This window comes from Micromonospora citrea, from assembly GCF_900090315.1.
GTDB classification, from domain to species: Bacteria; Actinomycetota; Actinomycetes; order Mycobacteriales; family Micromonosporaceae; genus Micromonospora; species Micromonospora citrea.
Genome location: NZ_FMHZ01000002.1, coordinates 62074 through 86138, shown reverse-complemented (window position 1 = coordinate 86138; position 24065 = coordinate 62074). Strand labels below are relative to the sequence as shown.

The window sequence follows — 24065 nt, the reverse complement described above, 5'->3', positions numbered from 1 at the left end:
CGCCCCGCTCGCTCGTCGTCCTGGTCAGGAAGAAGCCGACGCCGACGGCACCGCGACCGTGCCGCTGCCCGGCTTGAAGTCGGCCGGGATCGGCCGGCCCGGGTAGTACCGGGCCTGCAGGCGGCTCCACGTGCCGTCGGCGATCACCTCGTCGAGGCCCTTGTTCAGCGCCTCGCGCAGCTTGTCGTTGCCCTTGGCGAACGCGTACGCCGTCGGGGCGGGGCTGAGCAGCTTGGCCGCCACCTTGATCTTGCCGCCGCTGTCGGCGGCCGACTTGTCGCCGATCTCGGCGGGGGCGATCCAGGCGTCGGCGGTGCCGGCCTTGAGCTGGTTGATCGCACCGTTGTAGTCGGGCACCCGCACCGGGTCGAGCCCCTTGCCGGTGGCGAAGTCGTCCTGGACGGTGCCCTGCACGACCACGACCCGCTTGCCGGCGAGCTGGTCGAAGCTGGTCAGCGACGAGCCGGCCGGCACGTCGAGCCCGAAGTGGCCGAAGTCGTAGCCGTTGCCGAAGTCGACGGTCTTCTTACGCGCCTCGGTGATGGTGATCGACGAGCTGCCCACGTCGAACTTGCGGTTGTTGACCTGGGAGAGCAGGGCGGAGAAGTCGGTTCCGACGAACTCCACCTTCAGGCCGACCTTCTCGGCGACGGCGGTGAGCAGGTCGTTGTCGAAGCCGGTGAACTTGCCGTCCTTGAGGTAGACGTTCGGCGGGGCGTCGGTGAGCGTGCCGGCGCGCAGCACGCCCGGCTGGAGCAGGCCGTACGGGTTGTCGGCCGCGCCGGTCGCGTCGTCGCCGCAGCCGGTCAGGGCGGTGGCGGCGACGACGGCGGCGACGCCGAGGGCGGCGGCACGGGTGAGGGCGGGAAGGAATCGCACAGGTGTCTCCGAAAGGTCTCCGTCGGCGGCCACGGGCGTGCGCCGCCGGCGGTGCGCCCGGTGGGCGTACCGCTGGGGGTGGTTCCTGGAAGAGGGGTTCGGTGCGCGGCTAGCGCGGGTCGCCGGGGCGACACGAGGCGCTGCAGACCCGCATCATGTCGACGTGGCGGCGCCGGGTCAGGGCCGGCGGCGGCGTGGGGGCCACGGCGAAGCCCGTCGGCGGGGCGCAGATGCGGAAGGACATGGCTCTCCTCGGTCGTTGCTGACCTGGGAACCAGGCCACGCTTGCACCGGAGCTGCTCCGGCGCCTGGTCTTCACCCGGGGCACCCCTGCGCGGACGAGGGTTGCCGGCCAGCGAGCCGGGGCTTGACGCTGGCGCTCATGACCTGCCGACGAGGCTAGCAGCCGGCCGTGGTGGCGCGTCCAGCCGTTATGACCACCCTCACTCCTCGATCGCGCCGCCCACGCGCCGCAGGTGCTGGCGGAAGGTGTGGCCGGGGTCGGTGGCGCGGCGGGCCAGGTAGCCGGCGAAGTCGGTCTGCTCGCGCAGCGTCTCCCCGGCCCGGATGCGCTGCGCCTGGAGCCGCTCGACGCCCCGGATCCGCCGCGCCGCCGCGAACACCTCGTCGGCGCGCCCGGCGGGCAGGAACAGCACCCCGTCGTCGTCGGCGACGACGAGATCGTCGGCGCCCACCACGTGCGGCCCGACCCGGGCGGTGGCCAGCGTCTGCGGCCCCCGCTCGTCGAGCCGGGTCGGCCCCAGCGGCAGGCTGCCGTAGCTGAACACGGGCAGGCCGATCTCCACCAGTTCGGAGGTGTCGCGGTGCAGACCCCAGACCACCAGGCCGGCGACGCCGGCCGCGACGCCCTCCAGCACCGCCAGGTCGCCGACGCAGGCCTCGTCGACCCGGCCGCCGTTGTCGATGACCAGCACGTCGCCCGGGGCCGCGCCCGCGTACGCCTCCAGGAACACGTCCACGCTGCCGTGGTGGCGCACCGGCAGCACCCGCCCGGCGAGGCGGTGACCGGCGACGACCGGCCGGATCCCGGCCGGCGCCGCGCGCAGCGGCACGCCGAGCCGCACGCAGGCGTCGGCGATCAGCGGCGTGGACAGGTCGGCGAAAGGCTCCGGCATGACGTCCTCCCGGCGGTGTGGCGGGCGTGGAACGCCATCGTAGGAAGGCCGGACCGCCCGGGGGCGAGGTCCAATCCCGACCCGCTGGCCCCGCCGGCGTCGCGCCTGAGCCGGCCCGGGCCGCCGGGAGGCGCCGCGAGCCCGGTCGGTCAGGTGCGCCGCCCGGCCGCGCCGCCTTGCCCCTGCGCCGCTCGGCGGGCGAGGCGCTCCGCTCCGGAGTGGACCTCGGGGCGACCGACGTCCGCTCCGCCGACTGTGCCATCGTTGTCGTTCCGCGAGCGGTCGACCGGGTACGGGAGGGCCGCGCCCGGCGACGCGTGAGCGCGCGCCACCGCAGCCGACGGGAACGGCGAGACAGGGGAGGGACGATGGGGGAGCAGGGAGCCGGGCCGCTGAGCGGTGTGCTCGTCGCGGACTTCTCGCGGATCCTGGCCGGGCCGTACGCGACCATGCTGCTCGCCGACCTCGGCGCCGACGTGATCAAGGTGGAGGGGCCCGGCGGGGACGACACCCGCACCTGGATGCCGCCGGTCCGGGAGGGAACGTCCACCTACTACCTCGGCGTCAACCGCAACAAGCGCTCGGTGGTGCTGGACCTCGCCGACCCCGCCGACCTCGACCTCGCGCGGCGACTCGTCCGCCGGGCCGACGTCATGATCCAGAACTTCCGCCCGGGCGGCCTGCGGCGCTTCGGCCTCGACTACGACAGCGTCGCCGCCGTCAACGAACGGATCGTCTACGCCTCGATCAGCGGCTTCGGCACCGCCGCCGGCGCGGACCTGCCCGGCTACGACCTCATGGTCCAGGCCGCGTCGGGCCTGATGAGCCTCACCGGCGAGCCGGACGGCCCGCCGTACAAGGCCGGCGTCGCCGTGATCGACGTGATGGCGGGGCTGCACGCGGCGCTCGGCATCCTCGCCGCCCTGCACCACCGCGCCCAGGGCGGTGCCGGCCAGCACGTCGAGGTGGACCTGCTCTCCTCGGCGCTGTCCGGCCTGGTCAACCACGCCAGCGGCCACGTCGCCGGCGGCGCGTCGCCGTGGCGGATGGGCAACGCGCACCCGAGCCTGTTCCCGTACGAGCCGATGCCGGCCGCCGACGGCGAACTCGTCGTCATCGCCGGCAACGACGGCCAGTTCCGCAGGCTGTGCCAGGTGCTGGACCTGCCCGCGCTGCCCGACGATCCCCGGTTCCGGCACAATCCGGACCGCACGGCCAACCGGGAGGCGCTGCGCCCGATCCTGGTCGAACGGCTGCGCCGGCGGACCCGGGACGAGTGGTTCCGCGACCTGCGGGCGGCGGGCGTGCCCTGCGCCCCGATCAACACCGTCGACGACGGCGTCGCCCTGGCCCGCGAGCTCGGGCTCGACCCGGTGGTCACCGTCGGCGGGGTGCCCGGCATCCGCAACCCGATCCGCCTCTCCGCCACCCGGCCCCGGTACGACCTGCCGCCGCCCGGGCTCGACGAGCACGGCGGGGATGTCCGCGCCTGGCTGCGCGCCGACTGAGCGGGACCCGGGCGCGGGGGCCGTCGGGGCGGCGGCCGGACCGGGTCGCCCGGGTCCGGCCGGCTCGGCGCCGCGTGACTGCGTCCGCCGCCGGCCCGGGCTCACACCGGGGTGACGGTGAGCCGAGGGCCGGCGGGCGGTGCCGGGGCGGCGAGGCCGAGCAGGGTCTGCCCGGTGGCGTCGTCGACGACGGCGACCCGTACGGTGTCGGGCTGCCGGTCGGCCAGCGGCACGGCGAACACCACGGTGGCCGACCGGCCCCGGAAGCGCGCGGCGTGCCCCACGAAGCGCCAGCCGTCGTCGTCCCAGTGCTCCCGCACGTCGGAGCGGAGCAGCGGGGCCACCCGCCGGTAGGCGTCGCTGAGCTGGAGCTGCTGCACGGTGGCGAGCAGGGGCACGCCGGTGCCGCCGCGCAGCGGACGGGTCAGCCGGGCGCGCAGCCGGCGAAGCGGCAGCAGCCAGGCGGCGTCCAGCTCCGGCGAGAGCGCCACCACCGCCGCCAGCTCGGCGGCCAGCACGGCTGCGCCGGCCGCCGGCCGCCCGGCGAGCGCGCCCGCCCAGCCGCCGTCGGCCAGCCCCGCCAGCCCGCCCGCCGCCAGCAGCAGCCCGGCCCGGGCCAGGCCGCGGCCGGAGACGGGGGTCGGCCGGGCGCTCAGGCAACCGCAGGAGGAGGCGGGGGCGACCCGGCGGGAGTACGCGAGATAGCCGAGGAACCCGGCGGCCAGCGCCGTCGCCGCGACCGCCTCCGCCAGCCGGACGGGCGGCAGCACGAGCAGCGCGCCGAGGGCCAGCTCGGCGCCGCCGAGCAGCCGGTACGCGGGCAGCGCCCGGCGCTGCCCGAACAGCCGGGCGAGCGCCGTGCGGCCGGCCGCGGCGGCGGCGTGCCGGCTGAAGAGCTTCACGCGGGCGGACCAGATCAGCACCGCGCCGACCACCAGCGGTTGCAGCGCCGCGATCATGTCGATCATGGGTTCTCCATCGGATGGTCCGGAGGCGCCCCCGGGGCGGTTCGCCTGCGTGCCGCCCCGGGCAGCGCCGTCAGGCGGCGGCGTAGACGGTCGCGATGTCGATCTCGTTGGTGTCCGGATGCCAGGCGCCGAGCACCTGCACGTGCCGGCCGACGCGCAGCAGCGACAGGTCGCTGACGGCCGGGGTGCCGTTGTAGACCGCGGCGGACCGGTCCGGCACCACGTGCGCGACGATCCGGCGGCCCTTGTGGTCGAGGTGCAGCACGTTGCGGCCGACCGCCGCGAGGTGCCCGTGCAGGTTGACGATGTTGACCCAGACCGCGTCCGCGGCGAGCGTGCCGTCGGGCAGGCGGACGCCGCGGGCGTAGAGCCCGTCGCCGACGGCGACCCGGTCGAACGTGGTCGGGTGCAGCTTCCAGATGCTCGTGCCGTCGGTGATCCGGATCGAGTGCAGCACGGTGTCCGAGCCGGTGACCAGCAGCATGTTGCCGGAGATCGCGCTGATCCGGCCCTCGGCGAAGTTCGGGTCGGGCGCGCCGGGCTCGACGGCCGCGGCCTCGGCGGCGAACGCCGCCTCGGGGGCGAGCGAGCCGAGCCCGGTGGCGCCGACCACGCCGCCGAGCGCGGCGGTGGCGAGCAGTCGCCGGCGCCTCAGGGTCTGGTCCATGGGGTCCTCCCGTTCAGACGGAGTCGACCGAGCAGGGGCGGAGCCCGGTGGAGAGACTGGCGATCGCGCTGTACGCCGCCGGGGTCAGGTCGATGATCCGGTTGCTGCCGCAGGCCGAGCCGCAGCAGGTGCGCTCGCCGCAGAACAGGTCGGTCTGCGGCCCGCAGTCGGCGATGGCGGTGCCCACCCGGGCGCCGTTGCAGAGGTTCGTGGTGTAGTGCCGGAAGCCGCAGCCGCGGCGGCTCATCCCGCTGATCCCGCACGCGTGCGGGCGGGTGATGGCCAGGCAGGCGTCCGAGGTGTTGGGCCAGGCGTGCTGGTAGTTGCCGGACGAACAGGTGCCGCAGGCGCCGCCGCCGGCCGTGCCGCAGGGACCCCAGGCGTTGCCGCAGCAGAACCACGACACCTCGCCTCGCAGAGCAACCACAATGCCTCCTCTCCGAAACCGATCAACAACGATATCCATCGATATGGAGGCCGATTGTTGTGGCGTAAATCATCGAAGTCAATGGATCGCAGGAAGGTTTTCTGCATCCGGCCGGACGTCGACGGCCTCGACGTCCGTCGCGGGGTCCGGTCGTCGGTGTCGATCTCGCCGGTCTTTGCATTGCACTCGCATTGCAAACGGCGTACCGTCGTTCACGATGCGGTCGTATTGCGAAGGGGTGTTCATGCAGGTGATCACGTTGTCCGAGGTGACCGGGAGCATGGTCGACCTGGTGGGCGGAAAGGCGGCCCGGCTGGGGGAGATGGCGCGCTCGGGGGAGCGCGTGCCGGACGGCTTCTGTGTCACCACCGCCGCGCACGAACTGGGCGTCGTGCCGCGGGCCGAGGTCGAGCGGGCGTACGAGCGGCTGGGCGGCGGGCCGGTGGCCGTGCGGTCCAGCGCGACCGCGGAGGACCTTCCGGACGCCAGCTTCGCCGGCCAGCAGGACACCTTCCTCGACGTCACCGGGACCGCCGGCGTCCTATCGGCGATCGAGGAGTGCTGGCGCTCGCTGCACGGCGCCCGCGCCGTCGCCTACCGCGAAGCCCACGGGATCGACCACGAGTCGGTGCGGATGGCCGTCGTCGTGCAACGCATGGTCGAACCGGCAGCCGCGGGCGTGCTGTTCACCGCCAACCCGCTCACCGGCTGCCGCACCGAGATGCTGGTGGAGGCCGCCGCGGGGCCCGGCACGGCCGTCGTGGACGGCGGTGCCGCCGTCGAACGGTACGTCCTCGACGGATCGCCGCCGACCGCCACCGGCCTGCTCGACGCCGCCCGGCTCGACGAACTGCGGGACGCCGGGCGCCGCCTCCAGGAACGGTTCGGCTGCCCGCAGGACGTCGAGTGGGCGTACGACCGGCAGGGCCGGCTCTGGCTGCTCCAGTCGAGGCCGGTCACCACGCTGTTTCCGCCGCCACCGGAGACCGGTCGGCCGGCGCCCCGGGTCTACCTGGAGTTCGGCCACGTGCAGGGCATGCGGCAGCCCGCCACCCCGATGGGCATGTCCAGCCTCAAGTCCCTGGTGGCGGCCATGCTGGCGACGTTCGGCCTCACGGTGGAGATCACCGACATCGGCGGGCGCCTCTACGGCGACCTGACCGACCTCGCCCGCCATCCCTCGACCCGCAAACGCCTGGTCAAGCTGATGGCGGTGGACTTCGGACCGCGCGCCCAGGCGGTGATGGAGCACGTGCTCGCCGACCCGCGCTTCGCGCCGCTACCGGGCGCCCGCCCCGACCGTACGGCCACCGGGCCGGCCCTGCGGACCGCCGCCCGGGCCGCGACCGGCGTCGTGCGGGCGCTGGCCCGCCCGGAGGCCGCCCGCGCCCGGTTGTTCCGCGAGGTCGAACGACTCCGGGCCGACTCGGTGCCGCCGGCCGACCTGCGCACCGCGGCGGACCGGCTGCGGTACGTGCGGGAGGAGGACCCGTCGACCGGCCCCGACGACATCGTCTGGCCGATCGTCGCCGGGATGCTCGCCGCCACCCTGCCCGCCTCGCTGCTGCGGGGCGTGGCCGAGCCCGACGAGATCAACACGGTGCTGGGCGGGATGCCGCACAACGTCACCATCGAGATGGACCTGGCGCTGTGGCGGCTGAGCAGGCAGGCCGGCGAGCACCGGGAACTGCTGCTGACCACCCCACCGCGCGAGCTGGCGGCGGCGTACGCGCGGGGGACGCTGCCCGACGTCGGCCTGGCCGCGTTCCTGGACCGCTACGGGCACCGCGCCGCCGCCGAGGTCGACCTCGGGGTGCCGCGCTGGGACGAGGACCCCACGCCGGTCTTCGCCATGATCGCCAACTACCTGCGCGTCACGGATCCGGAGCAGGCCCCGGACCGGCGCTTCGCCCGCGCCGCGGCGACCGCCGAGGCGACCTGCGCGCAGCTCGTCGCCCGGGCCCGCCGGCGCCGGCCGGTCCGTGGCCGGATCGCCGGGTTCCTCCTGCGCCGGGCCAGGATGCTTGCCGGCCTGCGGGAGGCCGGCAAGTTCGCGGGACTCTACCGGCTGCGGGAGATGCGCCGGCAACTGCTGCTCGTCGGCGCCGAGCTGGCGGGGCGGGGCCTGCTGGCAGACCCCGGCGACATCATGTTCCTGACCCTCGACGAGGCACACACGGCCGTGCACGACGGCGCCGACCACCGGTCGACGGTGGCCGCGCGCCGCGCGACCCACCGCCGGGAGCTGCGCCGCCCGGCCGTCCCGGTGGCCCTGCTCTCCGACGGCACCGACGTCGAGGCCGTCCTCCCACCCGCGCCGACCCCCGACGGGGCGCTGCGGGGCGTGGGCGCGGCGGCCGGGCGGGCCACCGGCCCGGCCCGGGTCGTCCACGACCCGGCCACCGCCCACGTCGAACCCGGCGACGTCCTGGTCGCGCCCACCACCGACCCCGGGTGGACGCCGCTGTTCCTCACCGCCGCCGCGCTGGTCACCGAGACGGGAGCGGTGATGGCGCACGGCCCGACCGTCGCCCGGGAGTACGGCATTCCCGCCGTCATCTGCGTCCCGGACGCCACCGCCCGGATCCGGACCGGTCAGCTCGTCACCGTGGACGCCGCCGTGGGGACGGTGACCCTCCACCCCGCACCCGCGCGGGCCACGGAACCGCCGCTGGTCGGCGGCGCGACCAGCCCGTGACAGCATGGGCCCATGCCGAAGAGGGTCGACCGCCACGAACGGCGCACGCTGATCGCGTCCGCCCTGATGCGCGTCGCCGCGCGTCAGGGCCTGGAGGCCGTGAGCCTGCGCCACGTGGCGACCGAGGCCGGCGTCTCGCCCGGCATGGTCCAGCACTACTTCCGCACCAAGGACGAGATGATGGCCTTCGCCATGACGGTCGTGCGGGAGCGCAGCCAGGCGCGGGTCACCGACGCGATCGCCGGTCTCGGCGCCGACCCCGAACCCCGGCTGCTGCTGCGGGCGATGATCGCCGCGCTGCTGCCGCTGTCCGAGGAGTCGATCGCCGACGGGCGGGTCGCCCTGGCGTTCCTCGCGTACGCGGCGGTGCGGCCCGACGTCGCCGCCGGCATGCGCGAGGACACCGAGCAGCTGCGCGCCTTCGTCGCCGGCCTCGTTCCGGGCCCTCGCCGCGACGAGCACGCGGCCGGGGTGCTGGCGCTGCTGGAAGGTCTGGGCGTCCACCTGCTCGGCGGTCACTACACGACCGGGCAGGCGCTGGCCGCGCTTGACGCCCACCTCGACCTCGTCTTCCGGCCGGCGGTCGGCGGGGAGGCCCGGTGACCCACCCGACGCGGGTGGCCGCGCGAACGGTCGGGCCGGCGGCTCGCCGCCGCGCCGACCGCTCCGGGGCATAGATAAAAGTTTTCGACCCCATCGAAGATCCCCTTGGAACTAATCTCCAAACCGACTACGCTCCTGTGGACCACCTACCGTCCATCATGGAGGAGACTGGTCATGCGCAAGCTGATGTCAGCGGTCGGAGCGGGAGCCCTGCTGGCCGTGGGGCTGTTCGCCACGGCGGCCCCGGCCCAGGCGGCGAGCTGCACCCTCGTGCAGTCCGAGATCTACAACGGCGCCAACATGATCGCCTACTCGCAGGGGCTGCAGGGCTGCTCCGGCGACGTCTACTGGGAGATCCAGTCGGGCGAAGGGGGAGCCTGGCAGGTCGCCGACAGCGGCACGACGCACTACGACAACGCGGTCCAGAGCTACTACGGCGACCTCGAGTTCCCGTGCTACATGCGGATCTACGCCAAGTTCGGCACCCAGGAGAAGCTGACCCAGCCGGTGCGCAACTACAACTGCGCCCCCTGATCCACCGCAACAGCTCCGGCGGGCTCCGGGCCGCCGGGCGGGGCGGCGTGGGTCGCCCCGCCCGGCGTGCGCCGGCCGGCGGGGACGACCGGCGCCCACCGGCGGGCGGGGACGACCGGTACCCGCTCGGCAGCGGCTGATCCCGGCCGCGCCCGCACGACGGCGGCGCTGACGCGGGCCTCGGCTTGCCGGCGGCGCTGGCGCGGGCCCCGGCCCGACGGCCTCGACCCGCGCCGACGTCTCTCAGGGCGCCGGGTGCCGCGCGAGGTGGACCGGCGCGCCGACCCGGGTCGTGCCGGCCTCGACCCGCCTCCCGAAGGGTGGGGGTGCGGGCCGTGAGAGCGCTTTCCCGCCTCGCCTGGCGCGTTTCTACCCGGGAGCGGGGCCGCGCGCCACCGTGACGTCCTCGATCCTTCCGGGCGCACCGCCACCCGGCGGCGCCTGCCGACCGCCGGGTGCGCTTCGCGGATCCGCTGTCCGGCCCGTCCGCCCTTGGCAGAGTGAGGGCGTGACCGAGAAGGGGCCGACGGTGGCGGCCGGCCGCATCCAGCTGGTCGGCGAGTCCAGCGCGGTCAGCCGGATCGAACTCTTCCTCGACCTGATCTTCGTCTTCGGGTTCATCACCGTCTCCAGCCTGGTGGCGGCCGACCTCACCGTCGAGAGCCTGCTGCAGGGCGTGGTCCTGCTGGCGCTGCTCTGGTCCTGCTGGATGTCGTACGCCTGGCTCGGCAACGCCGTGCGCGTGGACCGGGGCGTCATGCCCGTGGTCGTCTTCGTCCTGGCGGCGGCGGTGCTGATCGTGGGCGTGACCCTGCAGGAGGCGTTCGCCGACAAGCCCGGCGGGCTGCACGGGCCGCTGCTGCTCGTGTCCTGTTACCTGATCGTCCGGTGCGGCACGCTCCTGGTCGCGACCGTCGCCGTCTGGCGGGACCCCGCCGTCCGCCGGCGGCGGTTGCAGGCGTGGTGGCCCCCGCTCGCCTCCGCGCCGCTGCTGCTGGCCGCGGGCCTGCTGCCCACCGACGCGTTCGGCGACGACGGGCAGCAGACCCGCGAGTGGACCCGGTTCGCGTTGGTGCTGGCCGCGATCGTCGTCGACTACGTCGGCGTGCGGATCGTCGGCGTCGTCTGGTGGCGCGTCCGCTCCGTCAAACACTGGACCGAGCGATTCCAGCTGATCGTCCTGGTGGCGTTCGGCGAGATCATCATCTCGGCCGGTCGGGGTCAGAGCGTCGGGGCGGGCACGCCGGTCACCTGGGGGGTGGTCGGCGGCGCCGTGCTCAGCATGCTGCTCGTGGGCGTCCTGTGGTGGACGTACTTCGACATCGCCCGGTTCGCGGCGGAGGACGCGCTGGAGCACACGTCCGGTGCCGCCCGGGCGCGGCTCGCCCGGGACGCGTACGCGTACCTGCACCTGCCGATGATCGTCGGGCTGACCCTGCTCTCCCTCGGGCTCAAGCACACGTTCGAGGACCTGGCGTTCGAGTTGATCCGGTCCGAGCCCCCGCTCAGCGTGTTCGCCCTCTACGGCGGCGTCGCGCTGTACCTGCTCGCCCTGATCGTCTTCGAACGCCGGACGATGGGCATCTGGGGTCGGGGGCCGATCGTCGGTCTCGTCCTGGTGCTGGCCCTCGCCCCGGTGGCGGCGCACACGCCGGTGGTGGTCGAACTCGGGCTGCTGGCCGCCGCGGTGGTCAGCCTGGTCCTGCTCGACCGCACGGTCTTCCGGCTGCGGCACCGGGCGCTGCACCGCAGGATCGAACCGGTGACCGAGCGCCTCAGCGGGGTCACGCCCAAGGAACTCTTCCTCGACCTGGTCTTCGTCTTCGCCTTTCTCCAGGTCACTCAGCTGATGACCGTGCGGACTGGTTGGCGCGCTCTGGCCGAGGGGATCGCGCTGCTCGTGCTGGTGTGGTGGGCGTGGTGCTGCTACGCCTGGCTCGGCAGCGCGCTGCGCACCGAGAGCGCCTTCGTCCGACTGCTGCTCCTCGGCGCCGCGGCGAGCATCCTCGTGATCGCCGTCGCGGTGCCCGTGATCTTCGACGACATGTCCGGCGGCCTGCCCGGACCGGTGGTCTTCGTGACGTGCTACGGCATCGCGCGGGCGCTCAACATCGCCGCGTTCTGGATGCTCGCCAGGAAGGACCGGGTGTTCCGGGGCCAGGTCGTGCGGCTCGCGGTTCCGGCGGTGGTGGCGCTGGTGCTGCTCTACGCCGCCTCCGTGCCGCTGCCGCCGGAGGATCCGGGGAGGTTCGCGGCCCTGCGGGCCGGCCTCTGGGTGGCCGCAGTCGTCGTCGACCTCGGCAGCGGCTACCTGTTGAACGCCCGGCACTGGCCGATCCGCTCGGCCGAGCACTGGGCCGACCGGTTCGGGCTGATCATCCTCGTCGCGCTCGGCGGTGCCATCGTCTCGACCGGCGCGTCGGTGAGCAACCGGGCGGTCTCCGCGCCCATGATCGGCGCCACGGTGCTCGGCCTGGTGGTGGTCGCGATGCTGTGGTGGGTGTACTTCGACGTCGATGCCACGGCGGGGCAGCGCAGGCTGCAGAGCCTGCAGGACGGTGACCGCAGCCGGCTGGCGCTCGAGGCGTACGTGTACACGCACCTAGCGATGATCATCGGGGTGGTGCTGGTCGCGCTCGGGCTGCGCAAGACGGTGGCGGAGATCGAGCGGATCGACACGGCCGCCGGGTGGAGCATGTCGCACCTCACCCTCTACGGGGGCGTGATCGTGTTCCTGGTCGGCGACAAGGCCTTCTGGTGGCGCATCCGGCACCGCTTCCGTCGCCGCCGGCTGGCCATGATCGCGACGCTGCTGGCCCTGATGGTCGTCACCACCGTGGTGTCCCGGCTGGCGGGGCTGGCCGTCCTCGCCGCCGTGCTGACCGCGTTCACGGCGGCCGAGGCCGTCGGCATCCGCGAACTGCGCGACGTGGCGGACGATCCGCTGGTCGAGGAGTCGTCCCCGCCGCACCGGCGTTGACCGCCGCGCCACGGCGACCGCGCCAGGGCGACCGCGCTGCCCTGCGGCGACCGCGCTGCCCTGCGGCGACCGCGCTGCCGTGTCGGGCACCGGGCTGCGGGCCGTGGCCGTGGCGGCGGTCGCCCGCCGGGCCGGAGCCGGGCGGATGTCGGGCTGTCGGGCCGGAGCCGTGGCGGCGGTCGCCCCGTCGGGCCGGGTGGCGGCGGGCGTGCCCCTGCGGTCGCCACCCGCCGCCGCCCGGGCGGGTCAGGTGACGGCGCAGGTCGAGCCGTTCAGCGCGAACGAGGTCGGCCCGCCGGTGTCACCGGCATGGGTGGCCTGGAAGCCGATGTTCACCGACGCGTTCGGCGCGATGGTCGCGTTGTACGCGACGTTGCGCGCCGTCACCGCCCCGCCGGTCGGGGAGTAGGTGGCGTTCCAGCCGCCGGTGATGCGCTGTCCCCCCGGCAGCGTGAAGGCCAACTGCCAGCCGTCGACCGTGGTGCCGCCGGTGTTCGTGATGGTCACCGACGCGGTCAGGCCGGTGTTCCAGGCGTTTACCGCGTACGCCACCCGGCAGGCACCGGCGGGCGGCGGGGGCTCGCTGGGCGGCGGGCTGCTCGGCGGCGGCGTGCTGGGCGGCGGCGTGGTCGCGTCGAGGCCGAAGAAGCGGATCGCCTGGGCGGCGTCGACCGGCAGGTTGTGCGAGACGCCCTGCATGCTGATCGCCTCGACCGGCGCGGTGCCGCCGCTGCCCCCGTAGCGGGTGCGGGTGTGACCGGCCTGCGGGCTGTCGGTGCGGGTCGGGGTCTGGGTCAGCCCGTGCAGGTCGGTCCACTGCTTGATCTCCTCGGTGAAGTTGGGATAGCGCAGGACCTCGTCGTTCGTGCCGTGCCAGAGCTGCATCCGTGGTCGCCTGCCGACGTAGCCCGGGTACGCGCCGCGCACCAGGTCGCCCCACTGCTGCGGGGTCCTGGTGACCTGGCCGTTGGCGCACTCGCTGTTCCACTCCGAGCCGTTCGTGGTGGCGAAGCAGCCGAAGGGCACGCCGGCGAAGGCGGCGCCGGCACTGAACACGTCGGGATAGAGCCCCAGCAGGACGTTCGTCATCATGGCTCCGGACGAGACGCCGGTGGCGAAGATCCGGGCCGGGTCGACGGCATACCGCTGCCGCACGTGGTCGACCATGGACATGATGCCCACCGGGTCGCTGCCGCCGCCGCGGCGCAGCGCCTGCGGGGACGAGACGTCGAAGCACTGGCTGCTGCGGGTCACGGACGGGTAGACCACGATGTAGCCGTACCGGTCGGCCAACGCCGCGAACTGGGTGCCCGAGTGGAAGGCCGGGCCCGTGCCGGTGCAGTAGTGCACGGCGACCAGCAGGCCCGGGCGCGGCGCGACGGTGTCCGGCACGTACAGGTACATGCGCAGGTTGCTCGGGTTGGGGCCGAAGTTGGTGACCTCGGTCAGCGCCGCGGCCGACGCCGGCGCGGTGACGGTCATGGCCGCCAGCGCCGTCAGCGCGGCGGTCGCCAGGGCGGCGCCGAGCAGTCTGATCTTCGTTCTCATGGCTGGTTCCTCCAGAAGGGCGGCGGACAGGGCGGCGCCAGCGGTTCGCGGAGCGGCCCGGTCTCGCCGCGGTCCACCGCTCGACCGGGGCCGTCGGGACGGCGGGGAGCCGGAGACCCCGGGGCGACGGGACGCCGCCACCCCGGGGCCGGCCGCTCGCTGGTCAGGAGGCCGTGCAGGACCGTACCTGCGGGCGCGTCCAGTTGCCGTTGGCCATCGTGGTGAACCCGAAGACGTTGCCGCTGCCGTTGGACCGCATGGTCATGACGTTTCCGCTGGTGTCCCAGCTCGGGGAGCCGTTCCAGGTGGCGGAGATCTTCTGCGGGGGCGTCACGGCCACGACGACCGTCCAGCTCGTCGCCCCGTTGACCACGACCTCGCTGTTGAACCGGTCGCCCCAGCGCGTGCCGTCGCGCAGGGTGGCGGTGCAGCTGCCCCCGGGCGGCGGGGTCGTCGGGCCGGTGGTCGGCGGCGGGGTGCTGGTCGGCGGCGGCGTGCCGTTGTTGAGGGCGGCCAGGACCGCGTCGTACGCCGGCTTGCGGTTGCCGCCGTTGTCGAACAGCAGGGGCGTGTCGGAGGCGCGCCACGAGTCGCTGTCGCGGATGCCCCAGACGGTGATGCCGGTGCACCGGGAGACGGCCAGGCAGTCGTTGACCACGTTGCGGTACGTGGTGGGCGAGGCCCCGGCGATGTCCAGCTCGGTGATCTGCACGTCGACCCCGAGGGCGGCGAAGCTGGACAGCGTGGTGCGGTAGTTGCCCGGGTACGGCGAGCCGCTGTTGAAGTGCGACTGGAAGCCGACGCAGTCGATCGGCACGCCACGCTGCTTGAAGTCGCGGACCATGGCGTACACGGCCTGGGTCTTGGCGTGCGTCCAGTCGTCGGTGTTGTAGTCGTTGTAGCAGAGCTTCGCGCCGGGGTCGGCGGCGCGGGCGGCCCGGAACGCGGCCTCGATCCAGTCGTTGCCGGTGCGCTGGAGGTTGGAGTCGCGTCGGGCGCCGCTGCCGCCGTCGGCGAACGCCTCGTTCACCACGTCCCACGCGACGACCTGACCGCGGTAGTGGGCGGCCACCTGGGTGACGTGGTTGAGCATCGCCTGGCGCAGCGCGCTGCCGCTCATGTTCTGCATCCAGCCCGGCTGCTGGGAGTGCCAGGCCAGGGTGTGCCCGCGCACGCTCATGCCCCGGCTGCGGGCGTGGTTGACGATCCGGTCCGCGTTGGCGAAGGTGAACACCCCCTGCTGCGGCTCGGTGGCGTCGATCTTCATCTCGTTCTCGGGTGTCACGGAGTTGAACTCGCGGTTCAGGATCGTGACGTAGGTGCTGTCGCCGAGCTTGTTGGCGGCCACGGCGGCGCCGAAGTAGCGCCCCCGCTCCGCCGCCGACGCGCCGAGCGTGGTGCCGGCGTTGGCCGAGCCGGGCACGACCATCGCGCCGGCCGCGGCGAGCAGGCCCACGGCGGTCAGGACCAGGGCGCCGCGCGCTCGTGGGCTCGGCCTCGGACGGGTGTCCCGATGATGCCTCTCGATCATCGTCGCTCCTCCTGTGGGGTCGGTCCGCGTCCGCGGTGGGCGCGGGCCGGTGTGGTGGGGGTGCCGGGCCGAGCCGCCCGGCCGGACGTGCCCGGAGGGACGCCGGCCGTTGCCATCGACCTCAATGGATGTGGAGTATGGCAGCGCCACGCATCGGCGAGCAACAATTTCCGGAAAACTAACGATAGCTAAGTCGGGCGTCGCGTCGGGATCCGCGCGCGAAAAGCCAGCTCACCACAATGCTCGATCAAGGCCACGAACGCCGGCGGAGTAGCCGGGGGAGGGTGCGAGGCGTCGGGCGGCCGGATGTTCCGGGACGGTTTCCGTAACGCACGCGGCGAGCGGGCCTGCCCCCGGACGTCCCGTGCCGGCCCACGACGAGGCCGGCCCACGACGAGGCCGGCCCGGCCGCGAGCGGCCGGGCCGGGCACGCCGACCGGGTCGGCGCCTGTCGTGCGGTCAGACGTCGCGCCTGGCGAGGCCCCCCATCTTCACCGCCGTGAACACCGCCGCCGCCAGCGCGACGTCGGAGAGCAGCATCAGACCGATGGCGTACGAGCCCTGCACGCCGTACACCCAGCCCATCACCAGCGGCGGGACGAACCCGCCGAGGCCACCGGCGGCACCGACCAGCCCGGTGACCGCGCCCACCTGGTCGGCGGGGGCGACCTTGCCGACGAGAGCGAACACGGCGCCGCTGGCCGCGCCGAGCAGCACCGCCATGCCGAGCAGCGCGACGGTCGCCACGGGCATCAGGACGGGCTCGAAGGCCTGCACCACCGCGAAGGCGGCCACCCCGCCGAAGCACCACACCAGCACCGGCACCGGGTGCAGCCGGTCGGAGAGCCAGCCGCCCACCGGTCGGGCGAGGACGGCGAGGACCACGAAGCCGGCCGTACGCAACGCGCCGTCCGCGGCGCTCAGGTCGTAGGTGGTGCGCAGGTAGGCCGGCAGGTACACGCTGAAGGCGACGAACCCGCCGAAGCCGACCGCGTACAGGAAGCAGAGCTGCCAGGTGACGGTCAGCCGGCCGACCGTGGCGAGGCGTCGCCAGGCCGAGCCGGTCGGTCGGACCCGGCCCGGGGCGTCGCGCAGCAGCAGGAACGACACGACCGCGTAGGCGGCGAGGATCGCGGCCACGAGCAGGAACGGGGCCCGGTCGCCGTAGGCGTCGGCGAGCCGGACGGTGGTGAAGTTGGCGATCGCGGTGCCGCCCATGCCGATGCCGAACACGCCGATCGCGAAGCCGCGCCGCGCGGGCGGATACCAGCCGGAGACCAGCGGAACGCCGACGGCGAAGGCGGTGCCGCCGATGCCGAGGAAGAAGCCGGTCACGAGCAGCGCCGGATAGGACGACACCACGCTCAGGGTCAGCACCGGCACGATCGTGGCGAGTGTGACCAGCGGGAAGACCACCCGAGCGCCGTAGCGGTCGGTGAGCGCGCCCACCGGGACGCGGCCCAGCGACCCGACCACCACCGGCACGGCCACCAGCAGGGACTGCGCGGTGAAGCTGAGGTCGAGGCGCTCCTTGATGCCCGGGCCGAGCGGGCCCAGCAGCGCCCAGCCCCAGAAGTTGACCAGGAAGCCGAGGGTGGCCAGGACGAGCTGGGTCGCGGCGCCGGACCTGCCCGTCGTCGGCGCCCCAGCGGCGGCGGCGGAGGACGCGTCCGCCGCCGGGATGGTCCGGGTCGACTCTCCGTCACGCGCGATGCTCATGGCTGCCTCCGTCGAATCGTGCGGGTACGGCGCTCACCGGCCCGAGCGGCTGCGGTCGCCGCGCGGGGTGGGCAGCGTCGGCGGGCCCTCCCAGCCGGGCCGGCTCGGCCGCAGCCCGGGCCGGTCGTCGCGGCTGCGGTAGACGACGTACGGGCGGGTGACGTAGCCGACCGGGGCGCTGAACGCGTGCACCAGGCGGGTGAACGGCCAGAACGCGAAGAGGGCGAACGCCGCCAGGATGTGGATCTGGAAGGCCACCGGCACGGCGGCCATGATCTCCGGGTCCGGGCTGAGGTAGAACAGCGACCGGAACCACGGGGAGATCGTCTCCCGGTAGTCGTAGCCGGGCCCCGACACGTTGGCGCGCACGGTGGCCCAGAGGCCGAGCACGATCACGCCGGCGAGCACCACGTACATCGCCTTGTCGTTGCGGGTGGTGGCGGCGAAGACCGGCCCGGTGAGCCGCCGGCGGGCGACGAGGATGCCCAGCCCGATCAGGGTGCAGAAGCCGGCCACCGTGCCGATGAACACGGCCATCAGGTGGTACGTGTGCTCGGTGACGCCGACCGCCTCGGTCCACGCCTTCGGGACCAGCAGGCCGCCCACGTGTCCGACGAGGACCATGAGCACCCCGAAGTGGAACATCGGGCTGCCCCAGCGCAGGATGGCGCTCTCGTGGAGCTGCGACGACCGGGTGGTCCAGCCGAACTTGTCGTACCGGTGGCGCCAGATCAGCCCACCGGCCAGGACCACCAGGGACAGGTACGGGTACACGACCCACAGCAGCGTGTTCATCGGTCTTGCCCTCCGTTCGCGGTGGCGGTGCTCCGGGCGCTCACCGGCGGCCTCCCGTGGTGGCGGTGTCCACGAGGCCGAACGGCTCCAGCCCGACCTGCTCGACCGGCGGGCCGGTCCGGGCCAGCCGGGCGGCCGCGGCGAGGTCGGCCGGCCCGGCGGGCGGCAGCGTCTCCCGGACGGCGGCCACCGCGTTCCGGTAGCCGGACTCCTCCCGCTCCAGCGCCGCCACCAGCAGGTCCAGGCCGACCCGGTTGTCGCGCAGCAGCCGCCACCCGCCGTCGTCCACGGCGGACAGGTCGAGCACCGCGGGCAGGAAGTCGGGCAGCTCGCCGTCGACCACCTCCAGGCCGGCCCGCTTGTAGGCGGCGGTGAAGCCGACGAGGGCCTCGCCCCGCTTGCGGGTGTCGCCACAGGTGTAGTAGGTCAGGTGCAGGCAGCAGCGGCGGCGGAAGTCGAACAGCTCGACGTACTCCGCCCGGAGCCGGCCGGGCTCGGTGCGCTCGCGGTGCGCGACGACCTCGCGCAGCGGCCCGGCGACCGCCGCCGGCAGCTCGTCGAGGGCGGCGCGCAGCACCGGCAGCGCCGCCATGACCTCGTCGTCGGGGTAACGCAGCAGCAGCGAGGCGGCCCGGGCCGCCACCGCCCGCCAGGTGGGCTCGCTCATCGTGCGCCCTCCTCCTGCTCCGGATCGCGGGGGCGGGGCGGAAAGAGCCCCTTCGGGGTGCCCTTGCCGTCCCAGTTGAGAAGGTTGACCCGGCGTGGCCCGTCGCCGGGGTCGGTGAAGGCGTCGGCGGTCTGCCGGTCGCGCAGCATGTGGAAGGTCTCCACCTGCACCGGCACCGGCGTGCCCGACGACTCCCCGAAGGGACCCTGCCCGTACGGGCCGCCGCCGCCCATGCCCGGGCCGCCCTCGTAGTCGAGGCTGCACTCGGTGGCGATCTTCTCCAGCCGGTGCGCGTCCTCGGCGTGCGCGGTCGGGATGACGTAGCGCTGCTCGTACTTGGCGATGGCCAGCAGCCGGTACATCTCGTCCATCTGCTCGCCGGTCATGCCGACGGCGGCGGCGATCGACTCGTCGGGCGCCTCGCCCAGGTTGATCCGGCGCTGGTACGACCGCATCGCCGCGAGCCGGTTGAGCACGGCGCGCACCGGGGCGGGGTCGCCGGCGCTGAACAGCTCGGCGAGGTACTCCACCGGGATGCGCAGCGCGTCGATCGCGCCGAAGAGGTTGCCCGCGTCCTCCGCGTCGTGGCCGGTGTCGCGCAGCACGTCGGCCACCGGCGACAGCGGCGGGATGTACCAGACCATCGGCATGGTCCGGTACTCCGGATGCAGCGGCAACGCCACCTCGTACTTCATGATCAGGTCCCAGATCGGGGAGCGTCGGGCGGCGTCGATCCAGTCCTCGGGGATGCCGGCGGCCCGCGCGGCCTCGACCACGGCCGGGTCGTGCGGATCGAGGAAGACCGAACGCTGCGCGGCGTAGAGGTCGTCCTCGTCCTTGACGGCCGCGGCCTCGGCGACCCGGTCGACGTCGTAGAGCATCAGCCCCAGGTAGCGCAGGCGTCCCACGCAGGTCTCGGAGCAGATGGTCGGCTGGCCGATCTCGATGCGCGGGAAGCAGAACGTGCACTTCTCGGCCTTGCCGGTGCGGTGGTTGAAGTAGACCTTCTTGTACGGGCAGCCGGTCACGCACATCCGCCAGCCCCGGCAGCGGTCCTGGTCGACCAGCACGATGCCGTCCTCGGCCCGCTTGTAGATCGCCCCCGACGGGCAGGACGCCGCGCAGGACGGGTTGAGGCAGTGCTCGCAGATGCGCGGCAGGAAGAACATGAAGGTCTTCTCGAACTCCTGCTTCACCTGGTCGGAGACCTTCGCCAGCACGGGGTCGCCGGCGGCGATCTCGTTGCCGCCGGCGAGCGAGTCGTCCCAGTTGGCGCTCCAGGTGATCTTCGTGTCCTGGCCGGTGAGCAGGGACTTCGGCCGGGCGACGGGCGTGTCGTCACCGGCCGGCGCGGTGAGCAGGTGCTCGTAGTCGTACGTCCACGGCTCGTAGTAGTCCCGCATGGACGGCAGCTTCGGGTTGGCGAAGATGCCGAACAGCTTCTTCAACCGGCCGCCCGAGCGGGGCTTGAGCTTCCCCGAGCGGGTACGCACCCAGCCGCCCTGCCACCGCTGCTGGTCCTCGTACGTGCGCGGGTAGCCCTGGCCGGGCCGGGTCTCCACGTTGTTGAACCAGACGTACTCGACGCCGGACCGGTTGGTCCACGCCTGCTTGCACGTCACCGAGCAGGTGTGGCAGCCGATGCACTTGTCGAGGTTCATCACCATCGCCATCTGGGCCATCACGCGCATCAGTACTGCACCTCCTGCGAACGGCGGCGGATCACGGTGACCTCGTCGCGCTGGTTGCCGGTGGGCCCGAGATAGTTGAACGCGAACGACAACTGGGCGTACCCGCCGATGAGGTGCGTGGGCTTGACCAGCAGCCGGGTCAGCGAGTTGTGGATGCCGCCGCGCCGGCCGTTGACCTCCGCCTTCGGCACGTCGATCACCCGTTCCTGGGCGTGGTACATGTAGACCGTCCCCTCGGGCATCTTGTGGGTGACCACGGCCCGGCAGACCACGACGCCGTTGCGGTTGACCGCCTCGATCCACTCGTTGTCCCGTACGCCGATCTTCGCGGCGTCGGCCTCGCTCATCCACATCGTCGGCCCGCCGCGCGACAGCGTCAGCATCAGCAGGTTGTCCTGGTACTCCGAGTGGATCGACCACTTCGAGTGCGGCGTGAGGTACCGGACGGTGATCTCCAACTCGCCGTTACGGCCGAGTCTCGGCTCGCCGAAGAGGCGGTGCATGTCCAGCGGCGGGCGGAAGATCGGCAGTGCCTCGCCCGCCTCGTGCATCCAGTCGTGGTCGAGGAAGAAGTGCTGCCGCCCGGTGAGCGTGTGCCACGGCTTGAGCCGCTCGGTGTTGATGGTGAACGGCGAGTAGCGGCGACCGCCGTGCTCGCTGCCCGACCACTCCGGGCTCGTGATCACCGGCACCGGGCGGGACTGGGTGTCGGCGAAGGTGATCTGCTTGCCCTCGTGCTCGGCCGCCAGGTCCGCCAGGCGTACGCCCGTGCGCTTCTCCACGTCGCGGAAGCCGGCGGTGGCGACGCGGCCGTTGGTGGTGCCGGAGAGGGCGAGGATCGCCTCGCAGGCGTGCACGTCCGTCGCCAGCGACGGCCGCCCGTCGGCCACCCCGCCGCGCACCTCGCCGTTCTTGCGCCGCAGGTACGCGACCTCCGGCGTGACGTCGACCGCCACGCCCTTGCCGGACGTGCCGAGCGTGTCCATCAGCGGGCCCAGCGCGGCCAGCTTGTCCGCGACCGCGCCGTAGTCGCGCTCCACCACCAGCAGCTTCGGCATCGTGCGGCCGGGCACCGGCGTCTCACCCTCGGCCGCCCAGTCGCGCACCCGGCCGTGCGGGGTCGCCATCGCGTCCGGGGTGTCGTGCAGCAGCGGCGCCGCGACGAGATCCCTGCGTACGCCGAGGTGCCGCTCCGCCAGCGTCGAGAACGCGCGGGCGATGCCGTGGAAGGCGTCGAAGTCGGTGCGGGTCTGCCACGGCGGGTTGATCGCCGGGGTGAACGCGTGCACGAAGGGATGCATGTCGGTGCTGCTCAGGTCGTGCTTCTCGTACCAGGTGGCGGCCGGCAGCACGACGTCGGAGAAGAGCGTCGTGGAGGTCATCCGGAAGTCCAGCGACAGCAGCAGGTCGAGCTTGCCCTCCGGCGCCTCCTCCCGCCAGGTCACGTCCTTCGGCCGCAGCTCCTCCGGGGCCTCGTCGGCGCGCAGGTTGGCGTCCGTGCCGAGCAGGTGCCGCAGGAAGTACTCGTTGCCCTTCGCCGACGAGCCGAGCAGGTTGGCCCGCCACACGGTGAGCACGCGCGGCCAGTTCTCCGGCGCGTCCGGGTCGGTGCAGGCGAAGCGCAACCGCCCTTCGCCGAGCTGCTCGGCCACCCAGCCGCCCGGGTCGTCGGGGCGGGCGGCCAGGGCCTCGTCGGCCAGGTCGAGCGGGCTGCGGTCGAACGTCGGCATCGACGGCATCCAGCCCGAGCGCGCCGACTGGGCCAGCAGGTCCATGGTGTGCTTGCCGGCGAAGGCGCCCGTGCCGGTCGGCGAGGCCACCACGTCGGCGGAGTACGTGTCGTAGCGCCACTGGTCGGTGTGCACGTACCAGAAGGCGGTGCCGATCATCTGCCGCGGCGGGCGCACCCAGTCCAGGCCGAACGCGAGCTGCGCCCAGCCGGTCGCCGGGCGGCACTTCTCCTGCCCGACGTAGTGCGCCCAGCCGCCGCCGTTGACGCCCTGGCACCCGGTGAGGGTCACCAGCGCCAGGATCGCCCGGTAGGTGGCGTCGGAGTGGAACCAGTGGTTGGTGCCGGCGCCCAGCAGGATCATCGACCGGCCGCCGGAGCGTTCCGCGTTGTCGGCGAACTCGCGCGCCACCCGGGCGACCTGCGCCGCCGGCACCCCGGTGATGGGCTCCTGCCACGCCGGCGTGTACGGCGACGCGACGTCGTCGTAGCCCGCCGGCCACTGCCCGGGCAGCCCGTCGCGGGCCACCCCGTACTGGGCCAGCAGCAGGTCGAACACGCTGGTCACGACGATCTCGCCGCTCGCGCCCGCCCGCCGGACGCGCCGGGTCGGCACGCCCCGGCGCAGCACCTGCGGGGTGTCGGTGTCGAAGCGGGGCAGCTCCACCTCGACCGCGTCGCCGGCGGCCAGGCAGGTCAGTGCCGGCTCCACCTCGCCCAGGTCGAGGTTCCACTGCCCGTCCCGCTCGCCCCAGCGGTGCCCGAGGCTGCCGCGCGGCACGGCGGGCGCGTCGGTGACCGAGTCCCACAGCACCGTCTTGAAGGCCGCCTCCTTCCCACTCTCGCCCAGGTCCTCGGCGGTGAGGAACTTGCCCGGCCGGTACGCGCCGTCCGCGCCGGGCTCCAGCGTCACCAGGAACGGCAGGTCGGTGAAGCGGCGCACGTAGTCGACGAAGCGCGGGGTGCGCCGGTCGACGAAGAACTCCTTGAGGACCACGTGCCCCATCGCCATCGCCAGGGCGCCGTCGGTGCCCGGCTGGGCGGGCATCCACTCGTCGGCGAACTTCACGTTGTCGGCGAAGTCCGGGCTGACCACCACGACCTTCTGGCCCCGGTAGCGCGCCTCGGCCATCCAGTGCGCGTCGGGTGTACGGGTCACCGGCACGTTGGAGCCCCACATGACGAAGTAGGAGGCGTCCCACCAGTCGCCGGACTCGGGCACGTCGGTCTGGTCGCCGAAGACCTGCGGGGAGGCCACCGGCAGGTCCGCGTACCAGTCGTAGAAGGAGAGCATGGACCCGCCGAGCAGGGAGACGAACCGGGCGCCGACGGCGTGCGACACCATCGACATCGCCGGGATCGGAGAGAAGCCGGCGACCCGGTCCGGTCCGTACTCGGCGATCGTGTGCACGTGCGCGGCGGCGATCATCTCCTGCGCCTCGTCCCAGCCGATGCGCACCAGGCCGCCCTTGCCGCGCGCCTTCTGGTAGCGGCGACGGCGCTCGGGATCGGCCTGGATCTCCGCCCACGCGGCGACCGGGTCACCGAGGCGGCCCTTGGCCTCCCGGTACATCTGCACCAGCACGCCCCGCGCGTACGGGTACCGCACCCGGGTGGGGGAGTAGGTGTACCAGGAGAAGGCGGCGCCCCGGGGACAGCCGCGCGGCTCGTACTCCGGCCGGTCCGGCCCGACGCTGGGGTAGTCGGTCTGCTGCTGCTCCCAGGTGATGATGCCGTCCTTGACGTACACCTTCCAGGAGCACGAGCCGGTGCAGTTGACGCCGTGCGTGGAGCGCACCACCTTGTCGTAGGACCAGCGGTCCCGGTAGAACGCGTCCGCCTCCCGGCCGCCGATCTGGTGCAGCGTCCGGCCGTCGGCGGACACCTCCGCGCGGCGGACCAGACCACCCACCGCCAGCAGCGCCCGTCCGGCACCTTCGGTCGCTCGCGACATAAGCTCCATCCCTCAGGTAGATCGCCGTTCT

Annotated in this window: 18 protein-coding genes and 1 riboswitch; of the genes, 5 read left to right on the top strand and 13 right to left on the bottom strand. The window is 73.6% G+C overall.

What is annotated here, in order from left to right:
- Positions 1–24: 24 nt before the first annotated feature.
- From GA0070606_RS00740 to GA0070606_RS00735, 3 genes are all read right to left on the bottom strand, one after another.
- Positions 25–879: an ABC transporter substrate-binding protein gene (locus GA0070606_RS00740; RefSeq protein ID WP_091094570.1), complete on the bottom strand. Its 855-nt coding sequence runs from the start codon at positions 877–879 to the stop codon at positions 25–27.
- A gap of 109 nt (positions 880–988) precedes the next feature.
- Positions 989–1123, bottom strand: a complete 135-nt coding sequence (locus GA0070606_RS33640; protein WP_281190540.1) for a hypothetical protein — start codon at positions 1121–1123, stop codon at positions 989–991.
- 32 nt (positions 1124–1155) lie between these two features.
- Positions 1156–1267, bottom strand: a riboswitch (SAM riboswitch).
- A 55-nt stretch (positions 1268–1322) separates the two neighbouring features.
- A complete protein-coding gene (locus tag GA0070606_RS00735; protein ID WP_091094569.1) occupies positions 1323–2015 on the bottom strand; it encodes an RraA family protein in 693 nt (230 codons plus the stop codon).
- A 368-nt stretch (positions 2016–2383) separates the two neighbouring features.
- Between GA0070606_RS00735 and GA0070606_RS00730 the strand changes: the two genes are divergently transcribed.
- The gene (locus GA0070606_RS00730; protein ID WP_091094568.1) at positions 2384–3523 is read left to right on the top strand and encodes a CaiB/BaiF CoA transferase family protein; all 1140 of its coding nucleotides are present in this window, start codon (positions 2384–2386) and stop codon (positions 3521–3523) included.
- A 101-nt stretch (positions 3524–3624) separates the two neighbouring features.
- On the opposite strand, the gene GA0070606_RS00725 is transcribed toward GA0070606_RS00730, so the two are convergent.
- The 3 genes from GA0070606_RS00725 to GA0070606_RS00715 form a co-directional block, all read right to left on the bottom strand.
- Positions 3625–4491, bottom strand: coding sequence for a MauE/DoxX family redox-associated membrane protein (locus GA0070606_RS00725; protein ID WP_176737177.1), 867 nt, complete (start codon positions 4489–4491; stop codon positions 3625–3627).
- A 70-nt stretch (positions 4492–4561) separates the two neighbouring features.
- Entirely contained in the window at positions 4562–5158 is a 597-nt protein-coding gene (locus GA0070606_RS00720; protein ID WP_091094567.1) for a cell wall protein, read from the bottom strand.
- Between the two features lie 13 nt (positions 5159–5171).
- A complete protein-coding gene (locus GA0070606_RS00715) occupies positions 5172–5585 on the bottom strand; it encodes a septal ring lytic transglycosylase RlpA family protein (RefSeq protein ID WP_245724513.1) in 414 nt (137 codons plus the stop codon).
- A 244-nt stretch (positions 5586–5829) separates the two neighbouring features.
- Here GA0070606_RS00715 and GA0070606_RS00710 point away from each other — a divergent pair, with 244 nt between their 5' ends.
- The 4 genes from GA0070606_RS00710 (at position 5830) to GA0070606_RS00695 (ending at position 12400) form a co-directional block, all read left to right on the top strand.
- The gene (locus GA0070606_RS00710; RefSeq protein ID WP_091107100.1) at positions 5830–8283 is read left to right on the top strand and encodes a PEP/pyruvate-binding domain-containing protein; all 2454 of its coding nucleotides are present in this window, start codon (positions 5830–5832) and stop codon (positions 8281–8283) included.
- Between the two features lie 12 nt (positions 8284–8295).
- On the top strand, positions 8296–8886 hold the full coding sequence (locus tag GA0070606_RS00705; protein WP_091094565.1) for a TetR/AcrR family transcriptional regulator: 591 nt from the start codon (positions 8296–8298) through the stop codon (positions 8884–8886).
- Positions 8887–9060: 174 nt separating this feature from the next.
- Positions 9061–9420, top strand: coding sequence for a hypothetical protein (locus GA0070606_RS00700; RefSeq protein WP_091094564.1), 360 nt, complete (start codon positions 9061–9063; stop codon positions 9418–9420).
- 508 nt (positions 9421–9928) lie between these two features.
- Positions 9929–12400, top strand: a complete 2472-nt coding sequence (locus GA0070606_RS00695) for a low temperature requirement protein A (protein WP_176737176.1) — start codon at positions 9929–9931, stop codon at positions 12398–12400.
- A gap of 246 nt (positions 12401–12646) precedes the next feature.
- On the opposite strand, the gene GA0070606_RS00690 is transcribed toward GA0070606_RS00695, so the two are convergent.
- The 7 genes from GA0070606_RS00690 to GA0070606_RS00660 all read right to left on the bottom strand — a co-directional run bounded on the left by GA0070606_RS00690 (position 12647) and on the right by GA0070606_RS00660 (position 24034).
- Positions 12647–13948: an extracellular catalytic domain type 1 short-chain-length polyhydroxyalkanoate depolymerase gene (locus tag GA0070606_RS00690; RefSeq protein WP_091094562.1), complete on the bottom strand. Its 1302-nt coding sequence runs from the start codon at positions 13946–13948 to the stop codon at positions 12647–12649.
- Positions 13949–14111: 163 nt separating this feature from the next.
- The gene (locus tag GA0070606_RS00685) at positions 14112–15479 is read right to left on the bottom strand and encodes a glycoside hydrolase family 10 protein (RefSeq protein WP_091094561.1); all 1368 of its coding nucleotides are present in this window, start codon (positions 15477–15479) and stop codon (positions 14112–14114) included.
- Between the two features lie 459 nt (positions 15480–15938).
- Entirely contained in the window at positions 15939–17198 is a 1260-nt protein-coding gene (locus GA0070606_RS00680; RefSeq protein WP_245724512.1) for an MFS transporter, read from the bottom strand.
- Positions 17199–17231: 33 nt separating this feature from the next.
- Complete coding sequence (gene narI, locus GA0070606_RS00675; RefSeq protein ID WP_091094560.1) at positions 17232–17993, bottom strand: respiratory nitrate reductase subunit gamma; 762 nt, start codon at positions 17991–17993, stop codon at positions 17232–17234.
- A gap of 40 nt (positions 17994–18033) precedes the next feature.
- On the bottom strand, positions 18034–18660 hold the full coding sequence (gene narJ, locus GA0070606_RS00670) for a nitrate reductase molybdenum cofactor assembly chaperone (protein WP_091094559.1): 627 nt from the start codon (positions 18658–18660) through the stop codon (positions 18034–18036).
- Positions 18657–20351 (bottom strand): nitrate reductase subunit beta, encoded by a 1695-nt coding sequence (gene narH, locus GA0070606_RS00665; RefSeq protein ID WP_091094558.1) that lies wholly within the window; start codon positions 20349–20351, stop codon positions 18657–18659. Before narH ends, narJ begins: the two co-directional genes overlap by 4 nt.
- Positions 20351–24034 (bottom strand): nitrate reductase subunit alpha, encoded by a 3684-nt coding sequence (locus GA0070606_RS00660; protein ID WP_091094557.1) that lies wholly within the window; start codon positions 24032–24034, stop codon positions 20351–20353. Before GA0070606_RS00660 ends, narH begins: the two co-directional genes overlap by 1 nt.
- Between the last annotated feature and the right edge of the window lie 31 nt (positions 24035–24065).

Coding starts and splice junctions, on each gene's coding strand:
- GA0070606_RS00685 (WP_091094561.1), bottom strand. CDS start 15,479: ATGATCGAGAGGCATCATCGGGACACCCGTCCGAGGCCGAGCCCACGA.
- GA0070606_RS33640 (WP_281190540.1), bottom strand. CDS start 1,123: ATGTCCTTCCGCATCTGCGCCCCGCCGACGGGCTTCGCCGTGGCCCCC.
- narJ (WP_091094559.1), bottom strand. CDS start 18,660: ATGAGCGAGCCCACCTGGCGGGCGGTGGCGGCCCGGGCCGCCTCGCTG.
- GA0070606_RS00705 (WP_091094565.1), top strand. CDS start 8,296: ATGCCGAAGAGGGTCGACCGCCACGAACGGCGCACGCTGATCGCGTCC.
- GA0070606_RS00660 (WP_091094557.1), bottom strand. CDS start 24,034: ATGTCGCGAGCGACCGAAGGTGCCGGACGGGCGCTGCTGGCGGTGGGT.
- GA0070606_RS00735 (WP_091094569.1), bottom strand. CDS start 2,015: ATGCCGGAGCCTTTCGCCGACCTGTCCACGCCGCTGATCGCCGACGCC.
- GA0070606_RS00680 (WP_245724512.1), bottom strand. CDS start 17,198: ATGAGCATCGCGCGTGACGGAGAGTCGACCCGGACCATCCCGGCGGCG.
- GA0070606_RS00730 (WP_091094568.1), top strand. CDS start 2,384: ATGGGGGAGCAGGGAGCCGGGCCGCTGAGCGGTGTGCTCGTCGCGGAC.
- GA0070606_RS00720 (WP_091094567.1), bottom strand. CDS start 5,158: ATGGACCAGACCCTGAGGCGCCGGCGACTGCTCGCCACCGCCGCGCTC.
- GA0070606_RS00690 (WP_091094562.1), bottom strand. CDS start 13,948: ATGAGAACGAAGATCAGACTGCTCGGCGCCGCCCTGGCGACCGCCGCG.
- GA0070606_RS00700 (WP_091094564.1), top strand. CDS start 9,061: ATGCGCAAGCTGATGTCAGCGGTCGGAGCGGGAGCCCTGCTGGCCGTG.
- GA0070606_RS00725 (WP_176737177.1), bottom strand. CDS start 4,491: ATGATCGACATGATCGCGGCGCTGCAACCGCTGGTGGTCGGCGCGGTG.
- GA0070606_RS00710 (WP_091107100.1), top strand. CDS start 5,830: ATGCAGGTGATCACGTTGTCCGAGGTGACCGGGAGCATGGTCGACCTG.
- narI (WP_091094560.1), bottom strand. CDS start 17,993: ATGAACACGCTGCTGTGGGTCGTGTACCCGTACCTGTCCCTGGTGGTC.
- narH (WP_091094558.1), bottom strand. CDS start 20,351: ATGCGCGTGATGGCCCAGATGGCGATGGTGATGAACCTCGACAAGTGC.